This window comes from Plantimonas leprariae, assembly GCF_008802405.1.
Lineage (GTDB): Bacteria > Pseudomonadota > Alphaproteobacteria > Rhizobiales > Rhizobiaceae > Plantimonas > Plantimonas leprariae.
On record NZ_VZDO01000012.1, the window covers coordinates 1 to 25,865 of the forward strand.

Below are 25,865 nucleotides of genomic sequence, written 5' to 3' on the forward strand. Positions count from 1 at the left end.
TCATTCGCGCTCCCTCGACAGAGCGGCGGTCAGCGGAGGTTATGCGAAGCGCGGGCGGCGGGGATAAGTCTCTAGGAATGGCGTAGCGCGTCGACGCATTCCGCGCCGGACTTCCACACCATTCATGTCATGGTCCTGCTGATCTGAACGACGATGCGTGTTTGCTGATTTACGAAAAGGCGGTCAGCCGATACGAAATCGCCGGGGAGATCGGTCAGGATGTACATACCGCCGCATTTTCAGGAGATCAGCTCCAGCGAGATCGCAGCCGTGATCGACGGCGCGCCGCTGGCCTGCATCGTCGCGCAGACCGCCGAAGGTCTGATCGCGAACCATATCCCGCTTCTGGCTGCGCCGGATGGGACGCTGATCGGGCACGTCGCCCTTGCCAACGACATGCACCGGCTCGTCGCCGACGATCAGGAAGTGCTGGCGATCTTCCGGGGCGACGACGCCTACGTCTCGCCCAACTTCTACCCGACCAAGCCCGAGCACCACCGGCATGTTCCGACCTGGAACTACCAGGTGGTCCACGTCTACGGCGGCATCAGCTTCCAGCACGACGAGCGCGCCAAGCGCGCGGCGGTCGGCCTGCTGACCCGCAATCACGAGCGACGTCTGAATGGGGCCAGCGCATGGCGCATGGCCGACGCGCCCGCCGATTACATGGAGCAGATGCTGAGGGGTATCGTCGCGTTTCGGATCGATGTTCGGAAGACTTTGGCGAAGTCGAAGCTCAGCCAGAACCGCGAGCCTCGCGATTATGCCGGTGCGATAGCCGGCCTGCAGGCGTCGGGAAATCAGGCCATGGCGGACCGGATGGCAGGCCGCCGTTCCACGGACGGCTGACGGAGCGCCAAGGCCGAGCGGCCCGTTGCCACGACGACCGGCGAGGCTTACCAACCCGACAAGACGGCGGCGAGCGGGCGATGTAGATGCGCCGAGAAAGGCGACTAGCTTCCAGCAGCCACCGATTCGCACCTGATTTTCGCAAGGCGTAAGTAGTTGGACTTGCTGGAAACGGCACGGATGGTAAAGTTCCTGATTTACGCAAGGAACAGGCCAAGATCGTGCGTGAAACAGAATGCTGCCTCGGCAGGCCAGGCCACGCCGAGCCGCCAACTCCGCCCCAGTCCGTAACACCCTTAGGCGACCACTTTTGCAATAGCTACTGCTCGTAAGGAGCTTTATCGAAAGGTGGATAGTGTTCCCCCCATCGCTCTACCTCTTCGCGAGTGGCGGGACTGTAGCTGCAGCCGCAGCTTATTGCCTGCCCTCCGCACAATGCACACTGTTCCATGTCACAACCGGGAACGTGTAGCTGACCATGTAAGACGCCGCAGTCATGACAGACAGCAGGAGGTTCTGACCTAACCTCTCCGCCATCGAAACGGCCCTCGTCCCCATAACGGATACGCTCGCAAGGTCTGACGACAAATGCCATGGGCTGATGCTGAGCCGCTTCGATCTTCCGTGGCCAGCCGCTTGCAACCAGTATGCCATTGTACTCGACGAGCTCGACGTCTTTACCGCTTGGGAGAGTCCGGCGCGCTATGGGAGAAACCCGATGTCCAATCTTTTCAAGCGTCAGATCGATAAGTTCGTCTAGGCTTACCTGGCGTAGATCGATATAGCCGATTGTCGGATTGAGGCCTGGCAAATCTGTATCATCAAGCCGCACAGGAAGAATATACTCAGCTACCTCTAAGAACGATCTAGCCTGCGCTTGTTGCAGTTCATGCCGTGTCCAGTTTTTCTCCTTATAGTGCTTCGAGACGAAAACGATGCAGTAACGCGCATTATCTTTGTATATACCTTGAAGATGCTGATAAAGGTCCTTTCCCCATAGAGTAGCGCGCTCGAAATTGTCGTAGAAGATGCGAACTCCTTTTTGATCAAGGGAACTGGCGAATTCACTTACAATCGAGCGGTCCTCTCCAGCAAAGGAGACTGCAATGTCGTAGTCCCTCACAGACCTCTCCTAATGAAACCGCGATATAGTCGCAGGTCAGCATTGCTGATGCCGCTTACCAGCCGATGCTTGCCGTTCCATGATGGAGTTTATGCCGTTTGCAGGCAATCGCTTACACAATCGGCGACCTCAAGCGGAGACCGCTTGCGCCTTCGCCGCCGCGTTCGATCCGAACGTCTCGTCCAGCGAGTAGCCGGAGCCGCGGACGGTGCGGATGGGGTCGCGCTCGCGGCCGCGGTTGATGGCCTTGCGCAGGCGGCCGACATGGACGTCGACGGTGCGCTCGTCGACGTAGACGTCGCGGCCCCAGACGCCGTCGAGGAGCTGCTCGCGTGAGAAAACGCGGCCGGGCGACATCATCAGGAACTCGAGGAGGCGGAACTCGGTCGGCCCGAGCCGCAGCTCGCGGCCGGCGCGGTGTACACGGCGGGCCTGGCGGTCGAGCTCGATGTCGCCCGCTCCGAGCCGGTGGGATAGGCGCTCCGGCTTCGTCCGGCGCAGCATCGCCTTCACGCGCGCCATCAGCTCGGGGGTGGAGAACGGCTTCACGACGTAGTCGTCCGCCCCGACCGAGAGGCCGCGCACGCGCTCGGCCTCCTCGCCGCGCGCCGTCAGCATGATGATCGGCAGGTCGCGCGTCTCGTCGCGGTTGCGCAGGCGCCGGCAGAGCTCGACGCCGGACAGGCCCGGCAGCATCCAGTCGAGGATCAGCAGGTCCGGCACCTCCTCGCGCAGGCGCATGTCCGCCTCGTCGCCGCGCATGATCGCGTCCACCGCGTAGCCTTCGGCCTCCAGGTTGTAGCGAAGGAGGATCGAGAGCGCTTCCTCGTCCTCGACGACGGCGATCCGCGCGCTCAAGGCATCAGACCCTGAAATTCGTGCCGCGTTCGCCACCGTCGACCGAAAGCGTCATGCCGGCGGTCTGGTCGCCCTTCGGACGATCGTTGTCCATCCGCTGCCCGGTCTTGATGTAGTAGATCGTCTCCGCGATGTTGGTCGCGTGGTCGCCGATCCGCTCGATGTTCTTCGCCGAGAACAGGAGGTGCGTGCAGGCGCTGATGTTGCGCGGATCCTCCATCATGTAGGTCAGAAGCTCGCGGAAGATCGAGGTGTACATCGCGTCGATCTCCTCGTCGCGGGCGCGGGCGGCGCCGGCGCGCTCGTGGTCGCGCGTCGCGTAGGAGTCCAGCACTTCCTTCAACTGCTCGAGCGCGAGGTCGGTGAGGTGCTCGATGCCGCGCACGAGCCGCACCGGCTGCTGGTGCTCGGCGACGGCGATGACGCGCTTGGAGATGTTCTTCGCGAGGTCGCCGATCCGCTCCAGGTCGTTCGAGATGCGGATCGCGCCGACGATTTGGCGGAGGTCGACCGCCATCGGCTGGCGCTTGGCGATGGTCAGGATCGCCCGCTCATCCAGCTCGCGCTGGGCGTTGTCGAGGAGGACGTCTTCCGCGACCACCGACTGGGCGAGCGCGAGATTGCTGCCCATCAGCGCCGCGACCGACTGCTCGACCATGCGCTCCGCCTGGCCGCCCATCTCCGAGATGCGGCGGACGATGTAGCGCAGTTCCTCGTCGTACGATGTTACGATGTGCTCGGACATGAGCTTTGAGCCTCCGCGTTCCGGTGTCCGAATCTCAGCCGAAGCGGCCGGTGATGTAGTCCTGCGTGCGCTTCTCGCGCGGCGTCTGGAACAGGCTCTCGGTCGGCCCCATTTCAACGAGCTCGCCGAGATACATGAAGGCGGTGAGGTCGGAGACGCGCGCCGCCTGCTGCATGTTGTGGGTGACGATCGCGATCGTGTAGTCGGATTTCAGCTCGTCGATCAGTTCCTCGATCTTCGCGGTCGAGATCGGGTCGAGCGCGGAAGCCGGCTCGTCGAGAAGGATGATCTCCGGCCGCACCGCCACGGTGCGGGCGATGCAGAGCCGCTGCTGCTGGCCGCCGGAGAGGCTGAGGCCGCTGGCGGAGAGCTTGTCCTTCACCTCTTCCCAGAGCGCGGCGCGGCGCAACGCCCGTTCCACCCGCTCGTCGAGGTCGGCCTTGCCGAGACGCTCGTAGAGGCGGATGCCGAAGGCGATGTTCTCGTAGATCGACATCGGGAACGGCGTCGGCTTCTGGAACACCATGCCGATCTTGGCGCGAAGCAGGTTGAGGTCCTGGCGCGGCTCGAGGATGTTCGCCCCGTCCACCAGGATCTGCCCTTCGGCGCGCTGGTTCGGGTAGATCTCGTAGATGCGGTTGAAGGTGCGCAAGAGCGTGGACTTGCCGCAGCCGGACGGGCCGATGAAGGCGGTGACGGCCTTCTCCGGCAGGGTCAGGTTGAGGTTCTTCAGCGTCTTGTTGGCGCCGTAGAAGAAGGACAGGTCCTTCACTTCGATCTTGGGTCGCATGGCGGACTTCGTGTTCTCCACGACCGGCTGGATGCGGATCTGGGCGGTCATTTGTCCTCCAGGCGAGCTGCGAACAGGCGGGCGACGATGCTGAGGGTGAGAACGGCGACGGTGATGAGCAGAGCGCCCGTCCAGGCGAGCCGCTGCCAATCCTCGTAGGGGCTGAGCGCGAACTGGAAGATCGTCACCGGCAGGCTGGCCAGCGGCGCGTTGAGGTTCATGCTCCAGAACTGGTTGTTGAGGGCGGTGAACAGCAGCGGCGCGGTCTCGCCGGAGATGCGGGCGATGGCGAGCAGCACGCCGGTGATCATGCCGGCGCTCGCCGCTTTGTAGGCGACGGAGCGGATCACCACCCAGCGCGGCGCGCCGACCGCTGTGCCCGCCTCGCGCAGCGCGTCCGGCACCAGAAGCAGCATGTCCTCGGTGGTGCGGACCACGACCGGGATCACGATGATCGCGAGGGCGAAGGCGCCGGCGATGCCGGAGAAGTGGCCCATATGGATCACGACCGCCTCGTAGACGAAGAGGCCGACGATGATCGACGGGGCCGAAAGCAGGATGTCGTTGATGAAGCGGATGACGCTGGTCAGGCGATCGTGGCGCCCGTACTCGGCCATGTAGGTGCCGGCGAGGATGCCGATCGGCGCGCCGATCAGGACGCCGATCACCGTCATCGTGATGGAGCCGGCGATGGCGTTCAGGAGGCCGCCGGCGCTGCCCGGCGGCGGCGTCATCTGGGTGAACACGGCCGGCGACAGGCCGCCGATGCCGCGCACCAGCAGTTCACCGAGGATGATGAACAGCCAGACGAGGCCGAACACGGCTGCCAGCACGCAGAGCGTCATCATCACCGCGTTCTTGGCGCGGCGGCTTGCGTAGGACGCCATCGGTCAGTTCCCGGCCTTGGCGCGCATCCGCGCCAGCATCAGCCGGGCGATGGCGAGCACGATGAAGGTGATCACGAAGAGGATCAGGCCCAGCGCGAAGAGCGCCGAGGTGTAGAGGTCGCCCGTCGCCTCGGCGAATTCGTTGGCGATCGAGGCGGAGATCGTCGTTCCCGGCGCCAGCAGCGACGGGGCGATGCGGTGTGCGTTGCCGATCACGAAGGTGACGGCCATCGTCTCGCCGAGCGCGCGGCCGAGGCCGAGCATGACGCCGCCGAGCGTCGCGACGCGGGTGTAGGGCAGGACGATCTTGGTGGTGACTTCCCAGGTCGTCATGCCGAGGCCGTAGGCCGATTCCTTCAGGACGGACGGCACGGTCGAGAACACGTCGCGCGAGACGGAGGTGATGAAGGGCAGCACCATGATCGCGAGGATCAGGCTCGCCGTCAGGATGCCGATGCCGTAGGGCGGGCCGGCAAACAGGTCGTGCAGCACGGGGATCGGCTTGAACACGGCGATCAGGAACGGCTGGAGCGTCGCCTGCAGGAACGGCGCGAAGACGAAGAGGCCCCAGATGCCGTAGATGATCGACGGGATGCCGGCGAGGAGCTCGACCGCGATGCCGATCGGGCGGCGGAGCGGCCGGGGGCAGAGCTCGGTCAGGAAGATCGCGATCCCGAGCCCGATCGGAACCGCGATGAGGAGGGCGATGAACGAGGTGACGACCGTGCCGTAGATCGGCGCGAGGCCGCCGAAGCGCTCCTTCACCGGGTTCCAGACGGATTCCGTCAGGAAGCCGAAGCCGAAGGTTCCGAAGGCCGGCAGCGCGCCATTGATGAGCGACACGGCGACGCCCGCGAGAACGACGAGGACGAGGATCGCGGCGAGACGGGTGAGGTTGCGGAACAGCGCGTCGCCGCTGGCGAAGCGCTTGAGGGCGCGTTGCCGATCGTGATCGGTCGCGGCGTCTGCCTGTCCGGCTGCAAGGCTCGTCATGGGTTCCTCTCGGACGACGAAGAGTGGACGGACGGCTCCAGGCCGCCCGTCCGGTTCGCATGGCGATCAGTTCGTCGCCTGGTAGACGGGGTTGCCGTCCGAACCCTTCACGTCCTTCCAGGTGCTCTGGACCTGGGAGACGACGCTGTCCGGCATCGGGATGTAGTGCAGTTCGTCCGCCATCGCGTCGCCGTTCTTGTAGGCCCAGGCGAAGAACTTCAGCGCCTCGGCCGCGTCTTCCGGGCTCTTCGGGTCGCTCGGGATCAGGATGAAGGTCGCGGCGGTGATCGGCCACGCCTTCGCGCCCGCCTGGTTGGCGAGGATGACGCCGAAGCCCGGCTGGCTCGACCAGTCGGCGCCTTCCGCGGCGGCGGCGAAGGAGGCGCTGTCCGGCGCGACCTTCTGGCCGTCCTTGTTGAGGAGATCGGTGTAGGTCATCTTGTTCTGCAGGGCGTAGGCGTATTCGACGTAGCCGATCGAGTTCGCCGTCTGGCCGACATTGGCGGCGACACCCTCGTTGCCCTTGGCACCGATGCCGACCGGCCATTCGACGCTGGCGTCGACGCCGACATTGTCCTTCCATTCCGGCGACACGGCACCGAGGAAGTAGGTGAAGTTGTAGGTCGTGCCCGAGCCGTCGGAGCGATGCACCACGGCAATCGCCTCGCTCGGCAGCTTGACGTCCGGGTTCAGCTTGGCGATCGCCTCGTCGTCCCAGGAGGTGATCTCGCCCTGGAAGATCTTGGCGAGCGTCGCGCCGTCGAGCACGAGTTCGCCCGGCTTGACGCCTTCGAGGTTCACGATCGGCACGATGCCGCCCATAACCATCGGGAACTGCACGAGGTTGTTTTTCTTCAGGTCGTCGCCCGACATCGGCTTGTCGGTCGCGCCGAAGGTCACGGTGCGCGCGGTGATCTGCTTGATGCCGCCGCCCGAGCCGATCGACTGGTAGTTGAGGCCGTTGCCGGTTTCCTTCTTATAGGCGTCCGCCCACTTCGCGTAGATCGGATAGGGGAAGGTCGCGCCCGCGCCGGAGATGTCGGCGGCCTGGGCACCAAGGGTCGCGAGGGCCGAGAAGCCGGCGAGCATTGCGATCCGCGAGGCTTTCCAAACGAAGGTCATGGCGTGTCTTTCCTTTCGGCTGAGGGGAACGGCAGAACGCACCGGACAATCCGGCCTGCCGGGTTCTGTCGCGCAGTAGCGCCGCCCGGCAACAGGCGTGTGACAGACCCCTTCGCGACCACCGGCGGGAGCGACGCGCGAACGGCGGCACCGCCCCTTCGCCCTCTCCCCGCCCGTAATCGCGCCATTGGTCAAACTCGCCGGTTCCCGTCGATGCGCCATGCGCCGGCCTTCGCTCCGGAACCGCAACCCCTAACCGGGTCGACGCCTCGGACCGTCCGCTGTCGGTCCGCCTTCTATGACCTTTGCCCTTCAGTTTTATGACGGTCCAACCAACTGAAATCTAATTGGTTTCCTGCGCCGCATGTTTGGGCCGCGGGAATATGACGGCGAAGGTCGAGCCTTTGCCGACCTCCGAATCGATTGCCAGCCGCGCCGAATGGCGGAGCAAGATGTTGCGGACGATCGACAGCCCCAGCCCGGTGCCGCGCTTGGCGCGGGACGATTCGACGTCGACGCGGTAGAAGCGCTCCGTCAGTCTCGGCACGTGCTCGGCCGCGATGCCGGGCCCGAAATCGCGCACCGAGGCGCGGACACCGCCACCTTCCCTGCCTTCCACCCGCAGGGAAAGCACGACCCGCCTGCCGCTCGCCCCGTACTTGCAGGCATTCTCCACGAGGTTGGAGAAGACCTGCAGGAGCTCGTCGCGCTCGCCGTCGACGACGTGTCGGCCCGGCCCGATCTCCAGCTCCGCTTCCATCTCGTTAGCGGCGAGCATCGGCGACATCGCCCGCCGGACGTCCTCCAGGAGTTCGGCGAGATCGACGCTGCGGCCGGGCACGGGATGACGCTTCATCTCGATCTGCGACAGCGACAGGAGGTCGTCGATCAGCCGCGACATGCGCGCGGCCTGCTCGCGCATGATCGCGAGGAACCGGTCGCGCGCCGCCGCGTCGTCGCGCGCCGGCCCCTGCAGGGTCTCGATGAAGCCGATGAGGGAGGCGAGCGGCGTGCGCAGCTCGTGGCTGGCATTCGCCACGAAGTCGGTCCGCATCCGCTCGATGCCGCGCTCGGCCGTCCGATCCCGGAACAGGAGAAGGAAAAGCGGCCCGGATCGACCGGCCGCAGCGGGAACGGGCGCGATGTCGACGGCCCAGACTCGCCTTGCCGCGCGCCCCTCCATCAGGCTCGCCTTGGTCGGCTCGGCGGCCTGGATCGCCGCTTCGATCACGGCGAGGAACTCCGGGGCACGGAAGCGCAGCGCCAACGCCTCGCCGACCGCGACGGCGCCGAAGACGCGGGTCGCGGCGAGATTGGCGTGGACGACCTGCTGCGCGGCATCGACGAGGATCACCGGCTCCGGCAGCGCTTCGAGCAGCGAATGGGCGGGTTGCGCGGTCGCGGAGCGGTCCGCCGCCGCCAGCGCCGGCGCGAGGCCACCACGGCCTTCCCGGAACCTGGCGACGAGCGTCGACGCGCCGAAGGCCGCGACCGCACCGGCCACGAACCCCAAGGGCTCGGAAACCTGTGCGAGGACAAGCGCGACAGCGGGGCCCGCCACGGACGCCGCGACGATGCGCGGCCAGGATGCGCCGAGCCTCCGGCGCACGGCTTCGAACGGTCGCATCGCGGCGGGGCCGGTTTCGCTCATTCCTGGACCCGAAGCGCCGATTCAGCCGTTCCGCAGACGCATGGCGTAGAGATAGAGCCCGGCCGTCGACGGCTCCGTCGGGGTGATGGCGATGTCGCCCGCCCTCGCGCCCTCCGGCACCTCCATGTCGAACACGAAGGTATCACTGCGGCGGGCGGTGGCGAAGTTCTGCCGCCCGCACACGCTCCGGCCCCCGAGCCGGCATTCGACCGCGAAGGTGCGCGCCGTGCCGTCGGGCGACCCGGCGGCGAGCTCCACCACGACCTTGCGTCCATCCACCGATCGGGCGACGCCTTCGCCGACGGCGACGGTGAGGCTCGCGGCCTCGCCGGACGGGGTGAAGCGGACCGCCGCCCGGCCGCCTGTCGCGTCGGTTGCCAGGGCTTCGACGCGGCCGCCTTCCGGCGTCGCCAGCGCATCGAGCCGCTTGCCGTCGAAGAGGTCGATCCACGCGCCGTCGGCTCCGCCCGTCGGCTCGGACGGGCTGGCCGACGCGTAGACGAAATAGATGCCGGCCGCGAGGACGGCTGCCACCGCAAGCGCGATCAGGAGAAAGCGTCGAAGCTGGGCGTTGCTGCGCTTGGTCGCCTCGCGGGCGGCATCGGCGGCGCGCGTGCGTGGGGAGGTGTGGATCGGCTCCACGGCGGCCGGCTTGCCCGCGCGGGCGGCACCGGGCTCGGCGACCGCCATGCCCGTGGCGGGCCCATCGCCCGAACGGGTGTCGAAAATCGGTTCGAGATCGAACGCGCCGTCGTTTGCGGGCCGGGAATCGTCCTCCGCTCCGGGGTCGCGCGTCGAGTAGGCGTGCGCGTCCCGGTAGGCGGGATCGAGCGACAGGGTCGGATCGTGCTGCGCCGGGCCGTCCTCGCCCGCGCCCGCCTCGGTCTGGCGGGCGTAGAAGTCGTCCTCGACCCGGTTGATGGTCTCGGCAAGCCGCGTCCGCTGCACATGCGCGACGGCGTCGTCCACCGGCTTCTGCGCCAGCATCCGCTCCAAGGCCCGCTCGGAGGCGGCATAGATCGATTCGCGAAAGGCGGGATCTTTCGCATCTCCCGCATCGAGCGCCCGCCTCAGGCTCTTTTCCATGGCGCTCATGGTCTGCTCCGGCATCACTGGCCCCGACACTACCCTAACCGGCTTGTTCCAACCAACGGGCGCAAAGGACGCGCGTCGCGACTTTACTTAATCCTTAGCCGTCCAATGTTGCAGCGCATGCCGAAAGCCCCGCTCTTCCCCATCATTCGCACCGTGTGACATCCCGATGGCAAAGAGCGCCGCGCGCCGCGGAAATCGCCGCAAGACCGCCATTCCTCCGCACTCGATCGCCAGCCACGGCGTCATCGGCGACATGCGTACGCTGGCGCTGGTGGCGCAGGACGGCACGATCGACTTCTTCTGCCATCCCGACATCGATTCCCCCACCCTCTTCGCCTCGCTGCTGGACCCGGACAAGGGCGGCCATTTCCGGTTCGGCGTCGAGGACGGCACCGGACTGAAGTACCGGCAGATCTACCTGCCGGACACGAACGTGCTCATCACCCGCTTTCTCGGCGACGAAGGCATCGGCGAGATAGCCGACTTCATGCCGCTCGACGATTCGGGGCGGATCGTGCGCATCTCGAAGTCCATCCGCGGCGAGGTGCCCTTCACGCTGGAGGCGATCCCTCGCCCCGGCTACGGGCGCGGGAAGCCGGTGCTGAAGGCGACGCGCGGCGGCGCGACCATCCGCTGGGAGGAGGACGGCGAAACGCGCAGCGCCACGATCGCCTCGGACATGCGCCTGAAGGTCCGGGGCGGCGCGATCCGCGGCGAGATCACGCTGCGCGAGGGCGAGGAGTGCCACGTCGTGTTCTGTCCCGGGCGGCAGACCTCGCGGATCGACGCCGACTACGTGAAGCAGGCCTTCGCCGAAACGCGGCGGTACTGGCACGACTGGGTGGCGGCAGGCCAGTTCCCGACCTACTGGCGCGAGCTCGTGGTGCGCTCGGCGCTGACCCTCAAGCTGCTGACCTCGCGCCGGTACGGGTCGATCGCGGCGGCGGCGACCTTCGGCCTGCCGGAGGAGATCGGCGGCGAGCGGAACTGGGACTACCGCTTCTGCTGGGTGCGAGACTCCGCCTTCACGCTCTACTCCCTGTCGCGCCTCGGCTACCACGAGGAGACGGGCGCCTTCATCCGGTTCCTGATGAACAACGCCGTCGAGCACGACGCCGAGCGCATGCAGATCATGTACGGCATGGACGGCCGGAAGGAGCTGACGGAAACGACGCTCGACCACTTCGCCGGCTTCGCGAAATCGCAGCCGGTGCGGATCGGCAATGCGGCCTACACGCAGACGCAGATGGACATCTACGGCGAGCTGATGGACTCGGTCTATATCGGCAGCCGCGCCCTCGGGAAGCCGCCCTTCGAAGTCTGGGCGAGGCTCCAGAAGATGCTCGACTGGCTGGCCGGGAACTGGCGGCAGCCGGACATGGGCATCTGGGAGTCGCGCGGCGAGCCGCAGGAATTCCTCTCGTCGCGGCTGATGTGCTGGGTGGCGCTCGACCGCGGCCAGCGCATGGCGACGCTGGAATCGCTGTCCGGCGACGTCAATCGCTGGCGCTACGAGCGCGACGAGATCGAGAAGACGCTGCTCACCGAGTTCTGGAACGAGGAAATCGGCGCGTTCACGCAGTACAAGGGTTCGCGCGGCCTCGACGCCGTGGTGCTGCTGATGCCGCTGGTGCGCTTCATCAATCCGCGCGACCCGAAATGGATCTCGACGCTGAAGGTGGTGCGGCGCGAACTCGTCCACGACTGCCTGGTGCAGCGCTACAAGAACCTCGACGAGAATTCCGACGGGCTCAGCGGCATGGAAGGCGCCTTCACCACCTCCTCCTTCTGGTATGTCGAGGCGCTGGCCCGCACCGGGTTCGTTTCCGAGGCGCGCTTCCTGTTCGAGAAGCTGCACGCCTACGCGAACCATCTCGGCCTCTATTCCGAGGAACTGTCCGACACGGGCGACCATCTCGGCAACTTCCCGCAGGCGCTGACCCACCTGTCGCTGATCTCTGCCGCCGTCTGGCTCGACCGTTCGCTGACCGGCAAGCGCACCGACCCGACGAACATCCAGTTCCAAAACCTCGAGGATGCCGATGAGTTCTTCAAAAGGCATTGACCTGACCGGCCAGACGGCGATCGTCACCGGCGCTTCCACCGGCATCGGCGAGGCGGCGGCGATCGAGCTGGCGCGCGCCGGCGCGGACATCGTCGTCAACCACCGCGACAGCGAGGACGACGCCAGGGACACGGTCGGCAAGGTGGAGGCGCTCGGCCGGCGAGCCGTCGCGATCCAGGCCGACGTCTCGAAAGAGGAGGACGTGATCCGCCTGTTCGACGAGGCCGAGGCCGCGCTCGGCCCGGCGGACGTGGTGTTCTCGAACGCCGGCCGGCAAAAGGACGCCAAGATCGGCGACATGACGCTCGACGACTGGAATGCGGTGATCTCGGTGAACCTCACCGGCGCCTTCCTGGTCGGGCGCGAGGCGATCCGCCGGTTCCGGAAGAAGGGCATCCGCGCGGAGATCAGCCCGGCGATGGGCAAGCTGATCTACAATTCATCGGTGCATCAGGTGATCTGCTGGGCGTTCCACGCCAACTACGCGGCCTCGAAGGGCGGCATGCACATGCTGATGCAGTCGATGGCGCAGGAGGTGGCGAACGAGCGGATCCGCATCAACTCGGTGGCGCCCGGCGCGATCGCGACGGCGATCAACGCCGCCGAGCGCGCGAGTCACGAAGCCGACATCCTGCGGCTGATCCCGTACGGGCGCATTGGCGAGCCGGCCGATGTCGGGCGCGTGGTGGCCTGGCTCGCTTCCGACGCCGCCGACTACATCGTCGGGCAGACGATCTTCGTCGACGGCGCGATGACGCTCTACCCGGAGTTCAGGGGCAACGGCTGAAGCGCCGCCGCCCGTCGAGAAAGGCGGTCAGTAGCCGCCCTCTTCTTCCTCTTCCTCCTCCGGCTTGCGCTTCATGGAGGAGAGCTTGGCGAAGACGGCGGCGGCGTCGAGTTCGCCGTCCTCCTCCTCGCTCCGTTCGCGCGAGCGGTAGTTCTGGCTCTGCGCCGCCGAGAGGAGGCGCTCCTCCTCCGCCACCTCTTCCGGGCGCACGATGCCGCGCGAGGCCTTCTCGATCTCGAGGTCGAGGTCGATCTGCGAGCAGAGGCCGAGCGTCACCGGGTCCATCGGCTGGAGGTTCGCTGAGTTCCAGTGGGTGCGGTCGCGGATCTGCTGGATCGTGTTCTTGGTGGTGCCGACCAGCCGCGATACCTGCGCGTCCTTCAGCTCGGGATGGTTGCGCACCAGCCAGAGGATGGCGTTCGGCCGGTCCTGCCGCTTGGAGACCGGCGTATAACGCGGGCCGGACTTCTTCGCTTCCGGCACCCGAACCTTCGGCGGCGAGAGCTTCAGGCGATGCTTCACGTCGCCCTCCCCGCGCTTGATCTCCTCCTTGGACAACTGGCCGGTGAGCGTCGGGTCGAGGCCCTTGATGCCCTGCGCCGATTCGCCGTCGGCGATCGCCTTCACCTCCAGCGGGTGCATGGTGCAGAACTCGGCGATCTGGTCGAACGACAGCGACGTGTTGTCGACGAGCCAGACGGCCGTCGCCTTCGGCATCAGAAGCTGCTCGGCCATGGATACGGTCCTTCTCTGAGCCCCTCGCCGGGGGAGCGAGAGAGCGGTGGGATGCCACCACGAATGCGGGAATAGCCCTCTATAGGAGCTAACCCCGACCTCCGCAAGAAAGCGCCAGGGAAACGGCGGCGCGGCGGAAAGGTTGACGATTCCCGCGAGGTCGCCCGATCGTGAACGAATCGCCGACGCGTTAAGCCCCGCTCAAGCTTTACGGTGTGAAATCAGGCCAGCCAGTTTCTGGTCGACATCGTGGTGGGCCACAATGTCTGCACTTCTCCCTGTTGCAACTAAGCCAAGCCGTGCCTCGCGCACGGCTTCTTTTTGTGCGCCGTTAACCAGCTTGCGGCCCGTGCTCTTGCTTTCGGCGCCACGGGGGCTCAATTTCGCGATGGCGACGGTGCCGGGCGCAGGAACCCGCTCGTGCGGAACACGTTGCCTTCCGGGCACTGACGAGGCCGTTCCGCGATCATGACAATGCAGAAAATCGGTCCGAGCGACGACGACAGAACGGTCCGCCTCGCGGAGCACCTGGCGTTCTCGCCCTCGTTCCAGCCGCTGTTCAACGACGGCATGGCGCTGGTGGACGAAACCGCGATCTACCTCGACGGGCCGGGGCGCACCGAAGCGAAGTCGCTGTCGCGGCAGGCCGCCACCCTCTACGCCGCCGAATCGATGCGCCTCACCACGCGGCTGATGCAGATCGCTTCCTGGCTCCTCCTCCAGCGCGCCGCCAACCAGGGCGACATGTCGCGCGAGCAGGTCGAGACCGAGAAGACCAAGGTGCGGCTCGACGGCATCGGCACCGGTCAGGGCTCGCCCTATTTCGACGACCTGCCGGAAGCCTTCCGGGCGCTGGTCGACAAGGTGCTGAAGCTCGAGCGCCGCATCGCGATGCTCGACAAGGAAATCTACGGCGCCGGCGCGAAGGCGCAGCAGGACGACAGCCCGAACCCGGTGGCCGAGCAGCTCAGCCTGCTCAGGACGGCGTTCCGCTCCTGAACGCGTTTCCGAGCCAGTTCAGACAGCAAAAAGCCCGGCAGTGCCGGGCTTTTTCGTTTCCGCCGTCGGAAGCGGCTATCAGATGCCAAGGCCCTCGTAGCGCTTCTTGAAGCGCGACACGCGGCCGCCGCGATCCATGAGCTGCTGGCTGCCGCCCGTCCAGGCCGGATGCGTGGTCGGATCGATGTCGAGGTTCAGCTTGTCGCCTTCCTTGCCCCAAGTCGAACGGGTCTGGTACTCGGTGCCGTCCGTCATCACCACGGTGATGGTGTGGTAGTCGGGATGGATGTTGGCCTTCATCGCTCGCAGATCCGTCTCTCGTCGCCGCCCAACCCCGCCGTCCGCGGAACGCGGATGCCGCGAGGCAAAATCGCACGGGCGCTTTGATAATGTCGCGCGAGCCTTTACATGAACCGCCGCCGCGGCACAAGGCGCGGGGCGCGTGCGCGCTCCGGCGCGCCGCCGAACATCCGCCGGAGACAGCATGGCGAAACCGATCGCGAATGACGGGAGCGCGCGGCGCGGACGCACCCTCGGACCGCTCCGGCGGCTCGCCCCCTATCTCGGCCTGCAGCGGAGCCTGATCGCCGGCGCGCTCGTGGCCCTGACCGTCGCGGCGCTGACCACCCTGTCGCTGCCGCTCGCCGTCCGCCGCGTCGTGGACCGGGGTTTCATGGGCGGCGACCGCCTGCTGATCGACGAGTACTTCGCGATGCTCGTCGTGCTCGCGGCCGTGCTCGCGCTGGCGAGTGCCGGGCGCTACTACTTCGTCATCACGCTCGGCGAGCGGGTCGTCGCCGACCTCCGGCGCGACGTCTTCGCGCATGTCGTGCGGCTGTCGCCGGCCTTCTACGACCGCTCGCTCTCCGGCGAGATCGTCTCGCGCTTGACGGCCGACACGACGCAGATCAAGTCGGTGGTCGGCGCGACGGCTTCGGTCGCGTTGCGCAACCTCATCCTCTGCATCGGCGCGATCGGGATGATGGTCTGGACCAGCCCCGGCCTGTCGCTGATCGCCATCGCGGCGATCCCGCTGATCGTCCTGCCGCTGATGGCCTTCGGCCGGTCGGTGCGGCGGAAATCGCGCTTCGCGCAGGACACGCTTGCGGACGCCAGCGCCTATGCCGGCGAGGCGATCGGCGCGGTGCGCACGGTGCAGGCCTTTACCGGCGAAGAAGCGGCGGTCGGTCGCTACGGCGCGGCGGTGGATCAGGCCTTCGAGGCGGCGCGCTCCTCGGTGACGGCGCGGGCCTGTCTCACGGCCATCGCGATCTTCCTCGTCTTCGCTTCCGTCGTCGCGGTGCTCTGGGTCGGCACGCAGCGCGTCGCCGGCGGTACGATGAGCGCTGGGACGCTCGGGCAGTTCCTGCTCTACGCCGTCTTCGCCGCGACCTCGCTCGGCTCGCTGTCGGAAGTCTGGGGAGAGGTGACGCAGGCGGCGGGCGCGACCGAGCGACTGACCGAACTTCTGGACGAGACGCCGACCGTCGCCTCCCCCGCTTCGCCGGAAGCCCTGCCGAGCCCGGCGGTCGGCTCGATCGCTTTCCGGGACGTCTCCTTCGCCTACCCGGCGCATCCCGACCGGCCGGCGCTGCACGACCTCTCGTTCGAGGTGCGGCCGGGCGAGACCGTCGCGATCGTCGGTCCGTCCGGCGCCGGCAAGTCGACGCTGTTCGCGCTGATCGAGCGGTTCTACGATCCCGCCGCGGGCAGCATCCTCGTCGACGGCGTCGACGTGCGCCTTGCGGACCTCGGCGAGCTTCGCCGGCACATCGCGATCGTGCCGCAGGACGTCGCGGTGTTCGCGGCGAGCGTTTCCGCCAACATCTCGTTCGGCCTGCCGCAGGCGTCTCGCGACGCGGTGGAAGCGGCGGCGAAGGCCGCGCTGGCCGATGGCTTCATCCGCCGGCTGCCGAACGGCTACGAGACGGAAATCGGCGAGCGCGGCGTGCTCCTGTCCGGCGGGCAGCGCCAGCGCATCGCCATCGCGCGGGCGATCTTGCGGAATGCGCCGATCCTGCTCCTCGACGAGGCGACTTCGGCGCTCGATGCCGAAAGCGAGATGCTGATCCAGCAGGCGCTCGACCGGCTGATGGCGAACCGCACGACGCTGGTCATCGCGCACCGCCTCGCGACGGTGCTGAAGGCCGACCGCATCGTGGTTCTGGATGGCGGCCGGATCGTGGAACAGGGCACCCACGCCGAGCTCCTCGCCGGCGGCGCGCTCTATGCGCGGCTGGCGCGGCTCCAGTTCGACATGGCCGGCCTCGCGGACGCGGCCGAATAGGCCCTCACCGTTCCGTCAGCTTCAGTTCGATGCGGCGGTTGCGGGCGCGGGCTTCCGGCGTATCGCCGGCTTCGATCGGCTGGAACTCGCCGAAGCCGGTCGCCGCCAAGTGCTCGGCCGGCACGCCCTGACTGACAAGGTAGCGCACGACGGAGGCGGCTCTGGCCGAAGAAAGCTGCCAGTTGTCGGCGAAGCGGCCGCCCGTGATCGGCACGTTATCGGTGTGACCGTCGACCCGGATGATCCAGTTGATATCGGATGGAATCTCGCGCGCGAGCTGCTTCGCCGCGTCGGCAAGCTTCTGCATCTCGCCCTGCCCGGCCGGCTGCAGCGCGTCGCCGCCCGGCGGGAACAGCACCTCCGACTGGAACACGAAGCGGTCGCCGACGATGCGGATGTTCTCGCGGTCGGCGAGGATCTCGCGCAGGCGCCCGAAGAAGTCGGAGCGGTAGCGCGCGAGTTCCTGCACGCGCTGCGCGAGCGCGACGTTGAGGCGCGAACCGAGGTCGGCGATCTTCGTCTGGCTTTCCTTGTCCCGCGTCTCGGACGCCTGCAGCGCGTCTTCCAGTGCGGCGATCTGCTGGCGCAGCGCCGTCAACTGCTGGTTCAGGAGCTCGACCTGCGCCTGTGCGCGCTGCGAGATCTGGGTTTGGCTTTCCAGTTCGCCCTGCAGCCCGGTCGCCCGCGCTTCCGCCGCGCCGGCCGCGCCGGAGCCGGAGGCAAGCGCCTGCTGCAGCCGCGAGCGGTCGGTCTCGGCGTTCTGGAGAGACGCCTGCAGCCCGGCGATCTGGTCCTGATAATCCTGGCCGGTCGCGCGCTCCAGCGACAGGAGCTGCGTCAGCTCGGCGATCTGCGAGTTCAGCCGGTCGAGCACCTCGTCCTTGCCGGAAACCTCGCGGCTGAGCAGGAACTGCGCGATCACGAAGACCGACAGGAGGAACATGATGGCGAGGAGCAGCGTCGACAGCGCGTCGACGAAGCCCGGCCAGTAGTCGAGCGTGCGCTCGGAGCGACGGTTGCGGGAAAGAGCCATCCGCTATTCCCCCGGCTCCTTCGCGCCGAGCGAGCGCGACAGCCGATCGAGGACGGTACGCAGTTCGCGCTGCTCGCCGGCCTGCGCATCGACGAAATCGCGCAGGAGCTGCTGCTCGGTGCGCATGTGCTGGACGAGGCCCTGGATGCTTTCGGCAAGGCTCGCCATCGCCGTCGAGGTGCGGGGCGACGTCGACTGGTCCTGCACGAGCTTCGTCAGGCGCTCCGACAGGAGGCGCATCTCCTCCGAGCTACCGGCTGCCGCCACCGCCGGCCGCGCCCCGTCCGGCGGGATCAGCATGTCCGAGCCGACGTCGGTGACGGAGGAGAGCCAGTTCTCCAGCTCGGTATAGAAGCGGTTCTGCGCCCGGCCGACCTGAAGGTCGAGGAAGCCGAGCACGAGCGAGCCGGACAGGCCGAAGAGCGAGGCGGAGAAGGCCGTGCCCATGCCGGCGAGCGGGGCGGAAAGGCCAGATTTCAGCGCGTTCAGGACGCTTGCGGCGTCGCCCCCCGCCGGATCGAGGCCCTGGATCGTGCCGCCGATCGCGCCGATCGTGCCGAGGAGACCCCAGAAGGTGCCGAGGAGGCCGAGAAAGACGAGGAGACCGATCATGTAGCGGGCGATGTCGCGCGCCTCGTCGAGCCGCGTCGCGACCGAATCGAGGACGGCGCGCATCGATGCGGTGGACAGTGCCATCTGCCGCCGGCGCCCGATCAGCGCCCGCATCGGCGCGAGCAGCACGGGATCGCGCATGCGCTCGAAATCGGCCGGGTTCTCGCGGAAGGCGTTCACCCAGCGCACCTCGCGCGCGAGCCGGATGATCTGCCCGAAGGCGAGCAGGATGCCGAACAGGAGGATGCCGACGATGACGCCGTTCAGCCCGGGATTGCTGCTGAAGGCGTGGCTGACCTGCCGCGACAGGATCAGGACCAGGAAGCCGGCAAGCCCGAGGAACACGAGCATCGCCCAGAGGAACACCATCGGGCTGCCGAGCCGACCGGCGGCATAGCCGTCCGCCGGCCGCAGGCGATCGTTCGGAGGATTGAAGACCTGCATGACGCGTGGCGGATTCCCGGAGCGCTCGGACGCCGGGAAGCCTAGCCGAGTCCTGCGCGCAAGGGAACGCCTGCCTCAATTTGCGGCAAACGGTCCCCGGGCAGGCTTCACGCCGCGCTGGTCTGCGTCATCCGGATCGCGTCGTCGGCGCGCTTCAGCTCGGCGAGGAGCGCCTTGTGGATCAGTTCGTTGCCGCAGGCGATGTCGCCGGGAATATGATCGAACTTGCCGCCCGCGAAGTCGGTGACGATGCCGCCGGCTTCCCGGACGATGATCGAGCCGGCCGCGCAGTCCCAGGGCTTCAGCCCGCGTTCCCAGAAGCCGTCGAAACGCCCGGCCGCGACGGCGACGAGATCGAGCGAGGCCGCGCCGAAGCGGCGGATGCCGGAACTGCCGCCCATGACGTTGCGCACCTCGTAGAGGAAGCGGGCGTGGTCGCCGTGGCCGAGGAAGGGCGCCCCGCAGCCGATCAGCGCTTCGGTCAGCGTCGAGCGCGCCGCGACGCGCAGGCGGCGGTCGTTCGAGAAGGCCCCGCCGCCGCGCTCGGCGGTATACATCTCGTCGGTCGCCGGGTTGAACACGACGCCCGCGACGATCTCGCCGGCCCGCTCCAGCGCGATCGAGACCGCGAACTGCGGAATGCCGTGCAGGAAGTTCGTCGTGCCGTCGAGCGGGTCGACGATCCAGCGATGCTCGGGATCGCGCCCCTCCACCGCGCCGCGCTCCTCCATCAGAAAGCCCCATTCGGGCCGCGCGCGCGACAGTTCCTGGAAGACGATCTCCTCGGCCTTCCGGTCGGCGGCCGACACGTAGTCGGCCGGCCCCTTCATCGAGACCTGCAGGTTCTGCACCTCGCCAAAGTCGCGCGTCAGCGAGCGGCCGGCCTTGGTCGCGGCCTGCGTCATGACGTTGAGAAGCGCGGAGCGGGCCATGGCCAGAGTCCTTGAAACATGGGAAGGCGGAGGCGAGGCGTCCGGCGAGCGGCTTCAGAACCACAATCGGCTCGGCGCTTCAAGCGCCGATGCCGGATGGCTCAACTCGGGCGGAACTTGTTGGCAGCTTCCAGCGCCGCCTTCTTCGTGTCGTCGTCGAGCTTGCGGAAGAAGTCGTCCAGCGACGCGTCGTCGTTGTCGGCGCGCTTCGCCAGCACCGACCATTTGCCGGCCTCGACCTTCGAGGCCGCGACCCCGATGCCGTCCTTGTAGAGATGGGCCAGCCGGTTCATCGCGATCGGGTTGCCGCGCGCCGCGGCGCGGCGGAGCCAGCCGGCTCCCGCCGCGACATCCTTCCGGCCGCCCTTGCCGTTGATGAGCCAGATGCCGAACTCGACCTGTCCCGTGACGTTGCCGCCGCGCGCCGAAGCGAGGAGATAGGCCCTCGCCTTCGGTATATCCGGCTGGCTGACGCCGCGCCCGTAGGCGTAGATCTGCGCCATCGCGTATTGCGCGTCGGACACGCCCGCCTGCGCCGACTTCTGGAAATAGGGCAGCGCCTCCGTGAAGCCCGCGACCGGCGACTCCTCGATCAGCATCTGGCCAAAATTGTAGGCGGCGAGCGGAATACCGGCGTCGGCCGCCGCCTTCATCAGGTCGCGCGCCGCCGCCGGGTCGGTGCGGCCGGCCGAGCCGTCGAGCAGCATCAGGGCATAGCGGAACTGGCCGTCCGGATTGCCGGACGCGGCGGCCGCGCCGTACCAGCGCGCCGCTTCCGCATCGCTGCGCGGGACGCCGAGGCCGCGGCCGTAGATCTCGCCGAGCAGGGTCTGCGCCACCGGGTCGCCGAGCTTGGCGAGCGGCAGGGCAAGCTGCAGGGCGGTCAGGTACATGCCACGCTGCAGCGCGCCGTAGGCGCGGTCGCGGGCTGGCGTCGCCGCGTCGGCGGGTGCCTCGTCGCGCGGCGCAGCGGTCGGCGTCGGCAGGGTGCGCGCCTCCGGCGGCTTCTGCGTGGACAAGTCCTGCGGCGCCTTCTGCGCCGATGCCGGCCAAGCCGAGAGGAGGCCCGCCAGCAGAACGACGAGCCGTCTCATGCGGCGAGGCTTTCCGACGCCTCGTCGAGGAGCGCGTTGGCGCGGGCGACCTTCACCGCCACCGCCGCCGGCGAGGGATCGGTGAAGACGGCGGCGGACAGCGCGATGAATTCCGCCCCGGTCGCGACCGCTTCCGGCAACGTCTCGATATCGCTGCCGCCGAGGAGCACGCAGGGAACCTCGACGATCTCCGCCCACCATTCGGCCATCGCGGCGTCATTGGCGCCCGGCGACGGGGCGCGATCCTCGCCGGGCTCGCCGAACATCATGTAGTCGGGCAGGAGTTCGCCGGCTTCCAGCGCCTCGTGCCGGGTGCGGAAGCCCGAGGCGCCGACGATGGAGCGCGGCGCGAAACGCCGCATCGCATCGCCCAGCGCTTCGAGATCGCCGCCGGCGAGGTGCAGGCCATCGGCCTTGGCGCGGCCCATGGCGCGCGTGTCGCCGGCGACGACGGCCGCCACCTCGCGGTCGCGGCAAAGCGCGGCGAGATCCTCGGCGAAGGGCTGGAAGGCGGCCTCGGCCCGGCCGGCGGGATCGATCAGGACGCTCGCGACATCGCCCGCCTCCAGCGCCGCGCGCAGTGCCGCGACGCCGGCGGCCCCATCGGGAAGCGGCGTGGTGACGAGCACGAGACGGGGGCGGACGAAATCCTGGCGCATGGCACTTGAAAGTTGATAGGCTCGACGGAAACGAGCGGCGAATAGCACAGGGTCCCGCCCGTGCCTATCGGCGCTCGCCCTCCCCGCGCTCCAGCCGCCGCGTTCCCGCCTGTCGCCAGCCGATGATCACCGATCCGCTCTTCTATGCCGCCGCGATTCCCGCGGTCATCCTCGTCGGTCTGTCCAAAGGAGGTTTCGGCGGGTCGATCTCGATGGTCGGCGTGCCGATCATGGCGCTGGCGATCTCGCCGGTGACGGCGGCCGGCGTCATGCTGCCGATCCTGATCGTGATGGACGTGGTGGCGCTGCTCGCCTGGCGAGGCATCTACGACCGGCAAGTGCTGCGGCTGATCCTGCCGGCGTCGATGCTCGGCATCGCGCTCGGCTACGCGACGTCGGCGGCGACCTCGGAGGAGGCGGTGCGGCTGCTGCTCGGCGGGCTCTGCCTCGTCTTCGCCGTGCAATGGTTCTTCTCGGGCCGTCACAAGATCGAACCGGAAGCGGCGAGCCGACCGAAGGGCTTCTTCTGGGGGGCCGTCGCCGGCTTCACCAGCTTCGTCAGCCATGCCGGCGGGCCGCCCTTTCAGGTCTACGTGATGCCGCTGAAGCTGGAGCCGGCGCTGTTCGCCGGAACGACGGTGATCTTCTTCGCCGCGACGAACTTCGTGAAGTTGATTCCGTATTTCCTGCTCGGGCAGTTCTCTTCGGAGAACCTCGCCACCTCGGCGGTTCTCCTGCCGCTGGCGCCGCTCGCGACGCTGGTCGGCGTCCAACTGGTGAAACGGGTGCCGCGCGAGCGCTTCTACCTCGTCACCTATTCGCTGCTGATTCCGGTCGGTCTGAAGCTCGTCTTCGACGGGATCTGGCATTTCGCCGCCTGAGCGGCGGCGGAGCGACGGACGCGGCGTCGGGAGCCGCCGCGTCCGCTGCGCGAATTTCCGTTAGTGCTGCTTCGCGCGCAGCCTTTCCATCTCGTCCTTCAGTTGCAGCTTGCGCCGTTTCATGTCGCGGATTTCATTGTCGCTCGTCGCAGGGCGGAGGCTCGCCGCTTCGAGTTCGGCCTCGATCGCCGCATGTTTCTGCTGCAGCGTAGTCAGATGCCCGTCCAAAGACATGATCGCTCCTTTCGATCTCGTGTTTCGTGCGAAGCCCGTTCTTCGCCTCACTCCACAATCGCGGACCTCACGATGACGAACGTGTCACAAAACCTGGGACCCGTCGACGCCTTGTCATGGCTTCCTGTTCCACTACAGCGCCCGTGCTGATAATCGATCACGGATAATTTTAGCGGACCCCGCGACGCCGTCGGCGCATCGCGGGCCGAGGCCGAGGGGAAGCGAATGGCCGATCAGGAACAGGCGGCGCTCCGCATGCTCGCCGCGCGTCTGCGGCAGGAGCACGCCGATTTCGACGCCGCGATCGACGCGATGGAGAAGGTCGGCTGCGACCGCCTGCAGGTGCAGCGGATGAAGAAGAAGAAGCTTGCCGTGAAGGACCGGCTGCAGGACATCGAGGACCAGATCCTGCCGGACATCATCGCGTGAGCGAGCCTCGCGCCGACGTCGCCGTGATCATGGGCAGCCAGTCCGACTGGCCGACCATGAAGCACGCCGCCGACGTGCTGGAAACGCTCGGCATCCCGCACCGGGCGCTGATCGTCTCGGCGCACCGGACGCCCGAGCGGCTGTTCGATTTCGCCAGAGGCGCGAAGGGCGCGGGCTACAAGGTGGTGATCGCCGGGGCCGGCGGCGCGGCGCATCTGCCGGGCATGGCAGCGGCGCTGACACCCCTCCCCGTCTTCGGGGTGCCGGTGGAATCGAAAGCGCTGTCCGGCCAGGACAGCCTCCTGTCCATCGTGCAGATGCCCGCCGGCGTGCCGGTCGGGACCCTCGCGATCGGGCGCTCGGGCGCGGTGAACGCCGCGCTTCTCGCCGCCGCGGTGCTGGCGCTTTCGGACGACGCGCTGGCGGCGCGGCTGGACAGCTACCGCGCCCGGCAGACCGAAGCCTTGGCGGCCCGCCCGGCGGAAACGGCCGCGCCATGAGCGCGCTTTCGCTCGGCGCGACGATCGGCATCATCGGCGGCGGCCAGCTCGGCCGCATGCTGGCCTTGAGCGCCGCACGCCTCGGCTTTCGCGTCGCCGTGCTCGATCCGAACCCCGACTGCGCCGCAGCCCAGGTCGCGAACCAGGTGATCGCCGCGCCATACGACGATCCGGGCGCGCTGGGGCGCCTCGCGGACGCCTCCGCCGTCGTCACCTACGAGTTCGAGAACGTCGCGGTGGAGCCTTTGCGGGCGCTGGCCGCGCGGGTGCCGGTCTTCCCGCCGCCGCAGGCGCTCGAAGTCGCGCAGGACCGCGTGGTGGAGAAGGCGTTTCTGAACGGCATCGGCATCCCGACCGCCGAGTGGCGGGCGGTGGACGACGTCCAGGAACTCGACCACGCCTTCCAGGAGCTCGGCGGCGACTGCATCCTGAAGACGCGGCGCTTCGGCTACGACGGCAAGGGACAGGCGACGATCCGCCAGAGGAGCCCGCATGCCGACGCGTTCGAGAGCCTCGGCTCGGTGCCGGCGATCCTCGAAAAGAAGGTGCCGTTCGAGTTCGAGCTCTCGGTGGTGGCGGCGCGCGGGCAGGACGGTGCGGTCGCCAGCTACGATCCGGCCGAGAACGTCCATTCGCTCGGCATCCTGAAGCGTTCGACGGTGCCGGGCCGGGTGACCGCGGCCCTCGCGGCGGAGGCCGGCGACATCGCGGCGCGCATCCTCGAACATCTCGACTATGTCGGGGTCGTCGGGGTGGAGTTCTTCGCGACGACAAACGGTCTTCTCGTCAACGAGATCGCGCCACGCGTCCACAATTCCGGCCACTGGACGGAGGCGGTGTGCCTCGTCTCGCAGTTCGAGCAGCACGTCAGGGCGATCGCCGGCCTGCCGCTCGGGTCCGCGGCGCGGCATGCGGACTGCGTGATGGAGAACCTGATCGGGGCCGAGATCGACGGCGCGCTGGCGCTCCTCGCCGACCCGGACGCCGTCCTTCACGTCTACGGCAAGGGCGAGGCGAAGCCGGGCCGCAAGATGGGGCACGTGACGCGGATCGTGCGCCCGTAGAATATTGACACGAAGCCCGGGCGCGGTTAATTCCCGTGCCCAATCGGCGCGCCAGAGATGGCGCGCTTTTCATTGGACGGCGCGCCCTCCGGGCCGAGCCGGAGGAAGGAGCGAAGCCCCATGAAGATCAAGAACTCGCTGAAGACCCTGAAGGGCCGTCACCGCGCCAACCGCATGGTGCGCCGCAAGGGCCGCATCTACATCATCAACAAGGAAGCCCCGCGCTTCAAGGCCCGCCAGGGCTGAGGCCGGCCGGCCGCGCTCCCGCGGCCGATCACGTGGATTTCGATTTGAACGGCGCGCATGCCGGGACTAGGTTCCCTCGCATGCGCGCCGTTCTCGTTTTGGCACTCCTCGTTTCCACGCTCGGCTTCGGCTCGATCGCCGTAGCGCAGATCACCGGCCCGACGCCGGAAACGAAGCGTCCTCCTGCCGCCGAATCCCCTCGCCCGCCCTCGCGACAGCAGCCGAGCGGCACGCCGCTGAAAGCCGTCGAGGAACCCGGCGCGCGGGCGAAGCGCCTCGACGACCTCTTCGCGCAGCTTCGGCAGGAAGCTTCGGCCGCGAAGGCGGAGACGATCGCCAACCGGATCGGGGCCGAATGGGCCGACAGCGGCAGCGCCACCGTCGATCTTCTCGTACAGCGCGCGACGCAGGCGGTCGGCAAGCAGGATAACGCCGCCGCCTTCGACTTCCTCGATCAGGCGATCCTCCTCGACCCGGACTATGCCGAAGCCTGGAACCGCCGGGCGACGCTGAACTACAGCGCCGACCAGTACAGCCAGTCGCTGGACGACATCCGCGAGACGCTGAAGCGCGAACCCCGCCATTTCGGTGCGCTGATGGGCCTCGCCGCGATCCTCGAAGAGACCGACCGCAAGCCGCAGGCACTCCAGACCTATCTCAAGGTGCTGGAAATCTACCCGACGCTGAAAGGCGCGCAGGACGCGGTGGGACGCCTGTCGGAGGAGATGGCTGGGCAGGCGCTCTGACGCCC

Annotated in this window: 28 protein-coding genes; 11 read left to right on the plus strand and 17 right to left on the minus strand. The window is 67.8% G+C overall.

Translation table 11 applies throughout. The annotated features are described in order from the left end of the window. Positions 1-219 precede the first annotated feature (219 nt). A complete protein-coding gene (locus tag F6X38_RS14675; RefSeq protein ID WP_150970837.1) occupies positions 220-849 on the plus strand; it encodes an FMN-binding negative transcriptional regulator in 630 nt (209 codons plus the stop codon). A 319-nt stretch (positions 850-1,168) separates the two neighbouring features. On the opposite strand, the gene F6X38_RS14680 is transcribed toward F6X38_RS14675, so the two are convergent. From F6X38_RS14680 to F6X38_RS14720, 9 genes are all read right to left on the minus strand, one after another. Continuing rightward, positions 1,169-1,972: a toll/interleukin-1 receptor domain-containing protein gene (locus tag F6X38_RS14680; RefSeq protein ID WP_150970839.1), complete on the minus strand. Its 804-nt coding sequence runs from the start codon at positions 1,970-1,972 to the stop codon at positions 1,169-1,171. Positions 1,973-2,101: 129 nt separating this feature from the next. Then, positions 2,102-2,830, minus strand: a complete 729-nt coding sequence (gene phoB, locus F6X38_RS14685; RefSeq protein ID WP_150970841.1) for a phosphate regulon transcriptional regulator PhoB — start codon at positions 2,828-2,830, stop codon at positions 2,102-2,104. Positions 2,831-2,834: 4 nt separating this feature from the next. Next, a complete protein-coding gene (gene phoU, locus F6X38_RS14690) occupies positions 2,835-3,575 on the minus strand; it encodes a phosphate signaling complex protein PhoU (protein ID WP_150970843.1) in 741 nt (246 codons plus the stop codon). A gap of 34 nt (positions 3,576-3,609) precedes the next feature. Continuing rightward, the gene (pstB, locus tag F6X38_RS14695) at positions 3,610-4,416 is read right to left on the minus strand and encodes a phosphate ABC transporter ATP-binding protein PstB (protein WP_150970845.1); all 807 of its coding nucleotides are present in this window, start codon (positions 4,414-4,416) and stop codon (positions 3,610-3,612) included. Next, positions 4,413-5,252, minus strand: coding sequence for a phosphate ABC transporter permease PstA (gene pstA / locus F6X38_RS14700; RefSeq protein ID WP_150970847.1), 840 nt, complete (start codon positions 5,250-5,252; stop codon positions 4,413-4,415). Before pstA ends, pstB begins: the two co-directional genes overlap by 4 nt. A gap of 3 nt (positions 5,253-5,255) precedes the next feature. Beyond that, a complete protein-coding gene (gene pstC / locus F6X38_RS14705) occupies positions 5,256-6,245 on the minus strand; it encodes a phosphate ABC transporter permease subunit PstC (RefSeq protein WP_150970849.1) in 990 nt (329 codons plus the stop codon). Positions 6,246-6,311: 66 nt separating this feature from the next. Beyond that, a complete protein-coding gene (pstS, locus tag F6X38_RS14710) occupies positions 6,312-7,367 on the minus strand; it encodes a phosphate ABC transporter substrate-binding protein PstS (protein WP_150970851.1) in 1,056 nt (351 codons plus the stop codon). A 343-nt stretch (positions 7,368-7,710) separates the two neighbouring features. Continuing rightward, positions 7,711-9,018: an ATP-binding protein gene (locus tag F6X38_RS14715; RefSeq protein WP_150970853.1), complete on the minus strand. Its 1,308-nt coding sequence runs from the start codon at positions 9,016-9,018 to the stop codon at positions 7,711-7,713. 21 nt (positions 9,019-9,039) lie between these two features. Beyond that, positions 9,040-10,113, minus strand: a complete 1,074-nt coding sequence (locus tag F6X38_RS14720) for a hypothetical protein (protein ID WP_150970855.1) — start codon at positions 10,111-10,113, stop codon at positions 9,040-9,042. A gap of 166 nt (positions 10,114-10,279) precedes the next feature. On the opposite strand from F6X38_RS14720, the gene F6X38_RS14725 reads away from it, so the two are divergent. Further along, the gene (locus F6X38_RS14725) at positions 10,280-12,178 is read left to right on the plus strand and encodes a glycoside hydrolase family 15 protein (protein ID WP_246191362.1); all 1,899 of its coding nucleotides are present in this window, start codon (positions 10,280-10,282) and stop codon (positions 12,176-12,178) included. Next, positions 12,156-12,965: an SDR family oxidoreductase gene (locus tag F6X38_RS14730; RefSeq protein WP_150970857.1), complete on the plus strand. Its 810-nt coding sequence runs from the start codon at positions 12,156-12,158 to the stop codon at positions 12,963-12,965. The genes F6X38_RS14725 and F6X38_RS14730 overlap by 23 nt, the downstream gene beginning before the upstream one ends. 27 nt (positions 12,966-12,992) lie before the next feature. Here the strand turns inward: F6X38_RS14730 and F6X38_RS14735 are convergent, their stop codons facing one another. Beyond that, on the minus strand, positions 12,993-13,700 hold the full coding sequence (locus tag F6X38_RS14735) for a DUF1013 domain-containing protein (RefSeq protein WP_150970859.1): 708 nt from the start codon (positions 13,698-13,700) through the stop codon (positions 12,993-12,995). 468 nt (positions 13,701-14,168) lie between these two features. On the opposite strand from F6X38_RS14735, the gene rcdA reads away from it, so the two are divergent. Beyond that, positions 14,169-14,699: a protease adaptor protein RcdA gene (gene rcdA / locus F6X38_RS14740; RefSeq protein ID WP_425482866.1), complete on the plus strand. Its 531-nt coding sequence runs from the start codon at positions 14,169-14,171 to the stop codon at positions 14,697-14,699. Positions 14,700-14,777: 78 nt separating this feature from the next. Here rcdA and rpmE read toward each other — a convergent pair whose 3' ends face one another. Further along, the gene (rpmE, locus tag F6X38_RS14745) at positions 14,778-14,999 is read right to left on the minus strand and encodes a 50S ribosomal protein L31 (protein ID WP_150970861.1); all 222 of its coding nucleotides are present in this window, start codon (positions 14,997-14,999) and stop codon (positions 14,778-14,780) included. A 184-nt stretch (positions 15,000-15,183) separates the two neighbouring features. Between rpmE and F6X38_RS14750 the strand changes: the two genes are divergently transcribed. Then, positions 15,184-16,986, plus strand: a complete 1,803-nt coding sequence (locus F6X38_RS14750) for an ABC transporter transmembrane domain-containing protein (RefSeq protein ID WP_150970863.1) — start codon at positions 15,184-15,186, stop codon at positions 16,984-16,986. Between the two features lie 4 nt (positions 16,987-16,990). On the opposite strand, the gene F6X38_RS14755 is transcribed toward F6X38_RS14750, so the two are convergent. From F6X38_RS14755 to F6X38_RS14775, 5 genes are all read right to left on the minus strand, one after another. Next, complete coding sequence (locus F6X38_RS14755; RefSeq protein ID WP_150970865.1) at positions 16,991-18,019, minus strand: peptidoglycan -binding protein; 1,029 nt, start codon at positions 18,017-18,019, stop codon at positions 16,991-16,993. A gap of 3 nt (positions 18,020-18,022) precedes the next feature. Then, complete coding sequence (locus F6X38_RS14760; RefSeq protein WP_150970867.1) at positions 18,023-19,075, minus strand: MotA/TolQ/ExbB proton channel family protein; 1,053 nt, start codon at positions 19,073-19,075, stop codon at positions 18,023-18,025. Positions 19,076-19,182: 107 nt separating this feature from the next. After that, the gene (locus F6X38_RS14765; RefSeq protein ID WP_150970869.1) at positions 19,183-20,007 is read right to left on the minus strand and encodes an inositol monophosphatase family protein; all 825 of its coding nucleotides are present in this window, start codon (positions 20,005-20,007) and stop codon (positions 19,183-19,185) included. A 101-nt stretch (positions 20,008-20,108) separates the two neighbouring features. Further along, positions 20,109-21,101, minus strand: a complete 993-nt coding sequence (locus tag F6X38_RS14770) for a tetratricopeptide repeat protein (protein ID WP_150970871.1) — start codon at positions 21,099-21,101, stop codon at positions 20,109-20,111. Next, entirely contained in the window at positions 21,098-21,760 is a 663-nt protein-coding gene (locus tag F6X38_RS14775) for a thiamine phosphate synthase (RefSeq protein WP_150970872.1), read from the minus strand. The genes F6X38_RS14770 and F6X38_RS14775 overlap by 4 nt, the downstream gene beginning before the upstream one ends. A gap of 122 nt (positions 21,761-21,882) precedes the next feature. Here F6X38_RS14775 and F6X38_RS14780 point away from each other — a divergent pair, with 122 nt between their 5' ends. Beyond that, on the plus strand, positions 21,883-22,641 hold the full coding sequence (locus F6X38_RS14780) for a sulfite exporter TauE/SafE family protein (RefSeq protein WP_150970874.1): 759 nt from the start codon (positions 21,883-21,885) through the stop codon (positions 22,639-22,641). Between the two features lie 60 nt (positions 22,642-22,701). Here F6X38_RS14780 and F6X38_RS14785 read toward each other — a convergent pair whose 3' ends face one another. Further along, positions 22,702-22,875 carry a YdcH family protein gene (locus tag F6X38_RS14785; protein ID WP_150970876.1) on the minus strand — a complete coding sequence of 58 codons (174 nt, stop codon included), beginning with the start codon at positions 22,873-22,875 and terminating at the stop codon, positions 22,702-22,704. A gap of 225 nt (positions 22,876-23,100) precedes the next feature. Between F6X38_RS14785 and F6X38_RS14790 the strand changes: the two genes are divergently transcribed. The 5 genes from F6X38_RS14790 to F6X38_RS14810 all read left to right on the plus strand — a co-directional run bounded on the left by F6X38_RS14790 (position 23,101) and on the right by F6X38_RS14810 (position 25,860). Then, positions 23,101-23,304: a YdcH family protein gene (locus tag F6X38_RS14790; protein ID WP_150970878.1), complete on the plus strand. Its 204-nt coding sequence runs from the start codon at positions 23,101-23,103 to the stop codon at positions 23,302-23,304. Next, positions 23,301-23,804 carry a 5-(carboxyamino)imidazole ribonucleotide mutase gene (gene purE, locus F6X38_RS14795; protein ID WP_150970880.1) on the plus strand — a complete coding sequence of 168 codons (504 nt, stop codon included), beginning with the start codon at positions 23,301-23,303 and terminating at the stop codon, positions 23,802-23,804. The genes F6X38_RS14790 and purE overlap by 4 nt, the downstream gene beginning before the upstream one ends. After that, positions 23,801-24,868 (plus strand): 5-(carboxyamino)imidazole ribonucleotide synthase, encoded by a 1,068-nt coding sequence (locus F6X38_RS14800; RefSeq protein WP_150970891.1) that lies wholly within the window; start codon positions 23,801-23,803, stop codon positions 24,866-24,868. Before purE ends, F6X38_RS14800 begins: the two co-directional genes overlap by 4 nt. A gap of 120 nt (positions 24,869-24,988) precedes the next feature. Beyond that, positions 24,989-25,114 carry a type B 50S ribosomal protein L36 gene (gene ykgO / locus F6X38_RS14805; RefSeq protein ID WP_150970893.1) on the plus strand — a complete coding sequence of 42 codons (126 nt, stop codon included), beginning with the start codon at positions 24,989-24,991 and terminating at the stop codon, positions 25,112-25,114. Positions 25,115-25,194: 80 nt separating this feature from the next. Next, entirely contained in the window at positions 25,195-25,860 is a 666-nt protein-coding gene (locus tag F6X38_RS14810) for a tetratricopeptide repeat protein (RefSeq protein WP_150970895.1), read from the plus strand. The last annotated feature ends 5 nt before the right edge of the window (positions 25,861-25,865 follow it).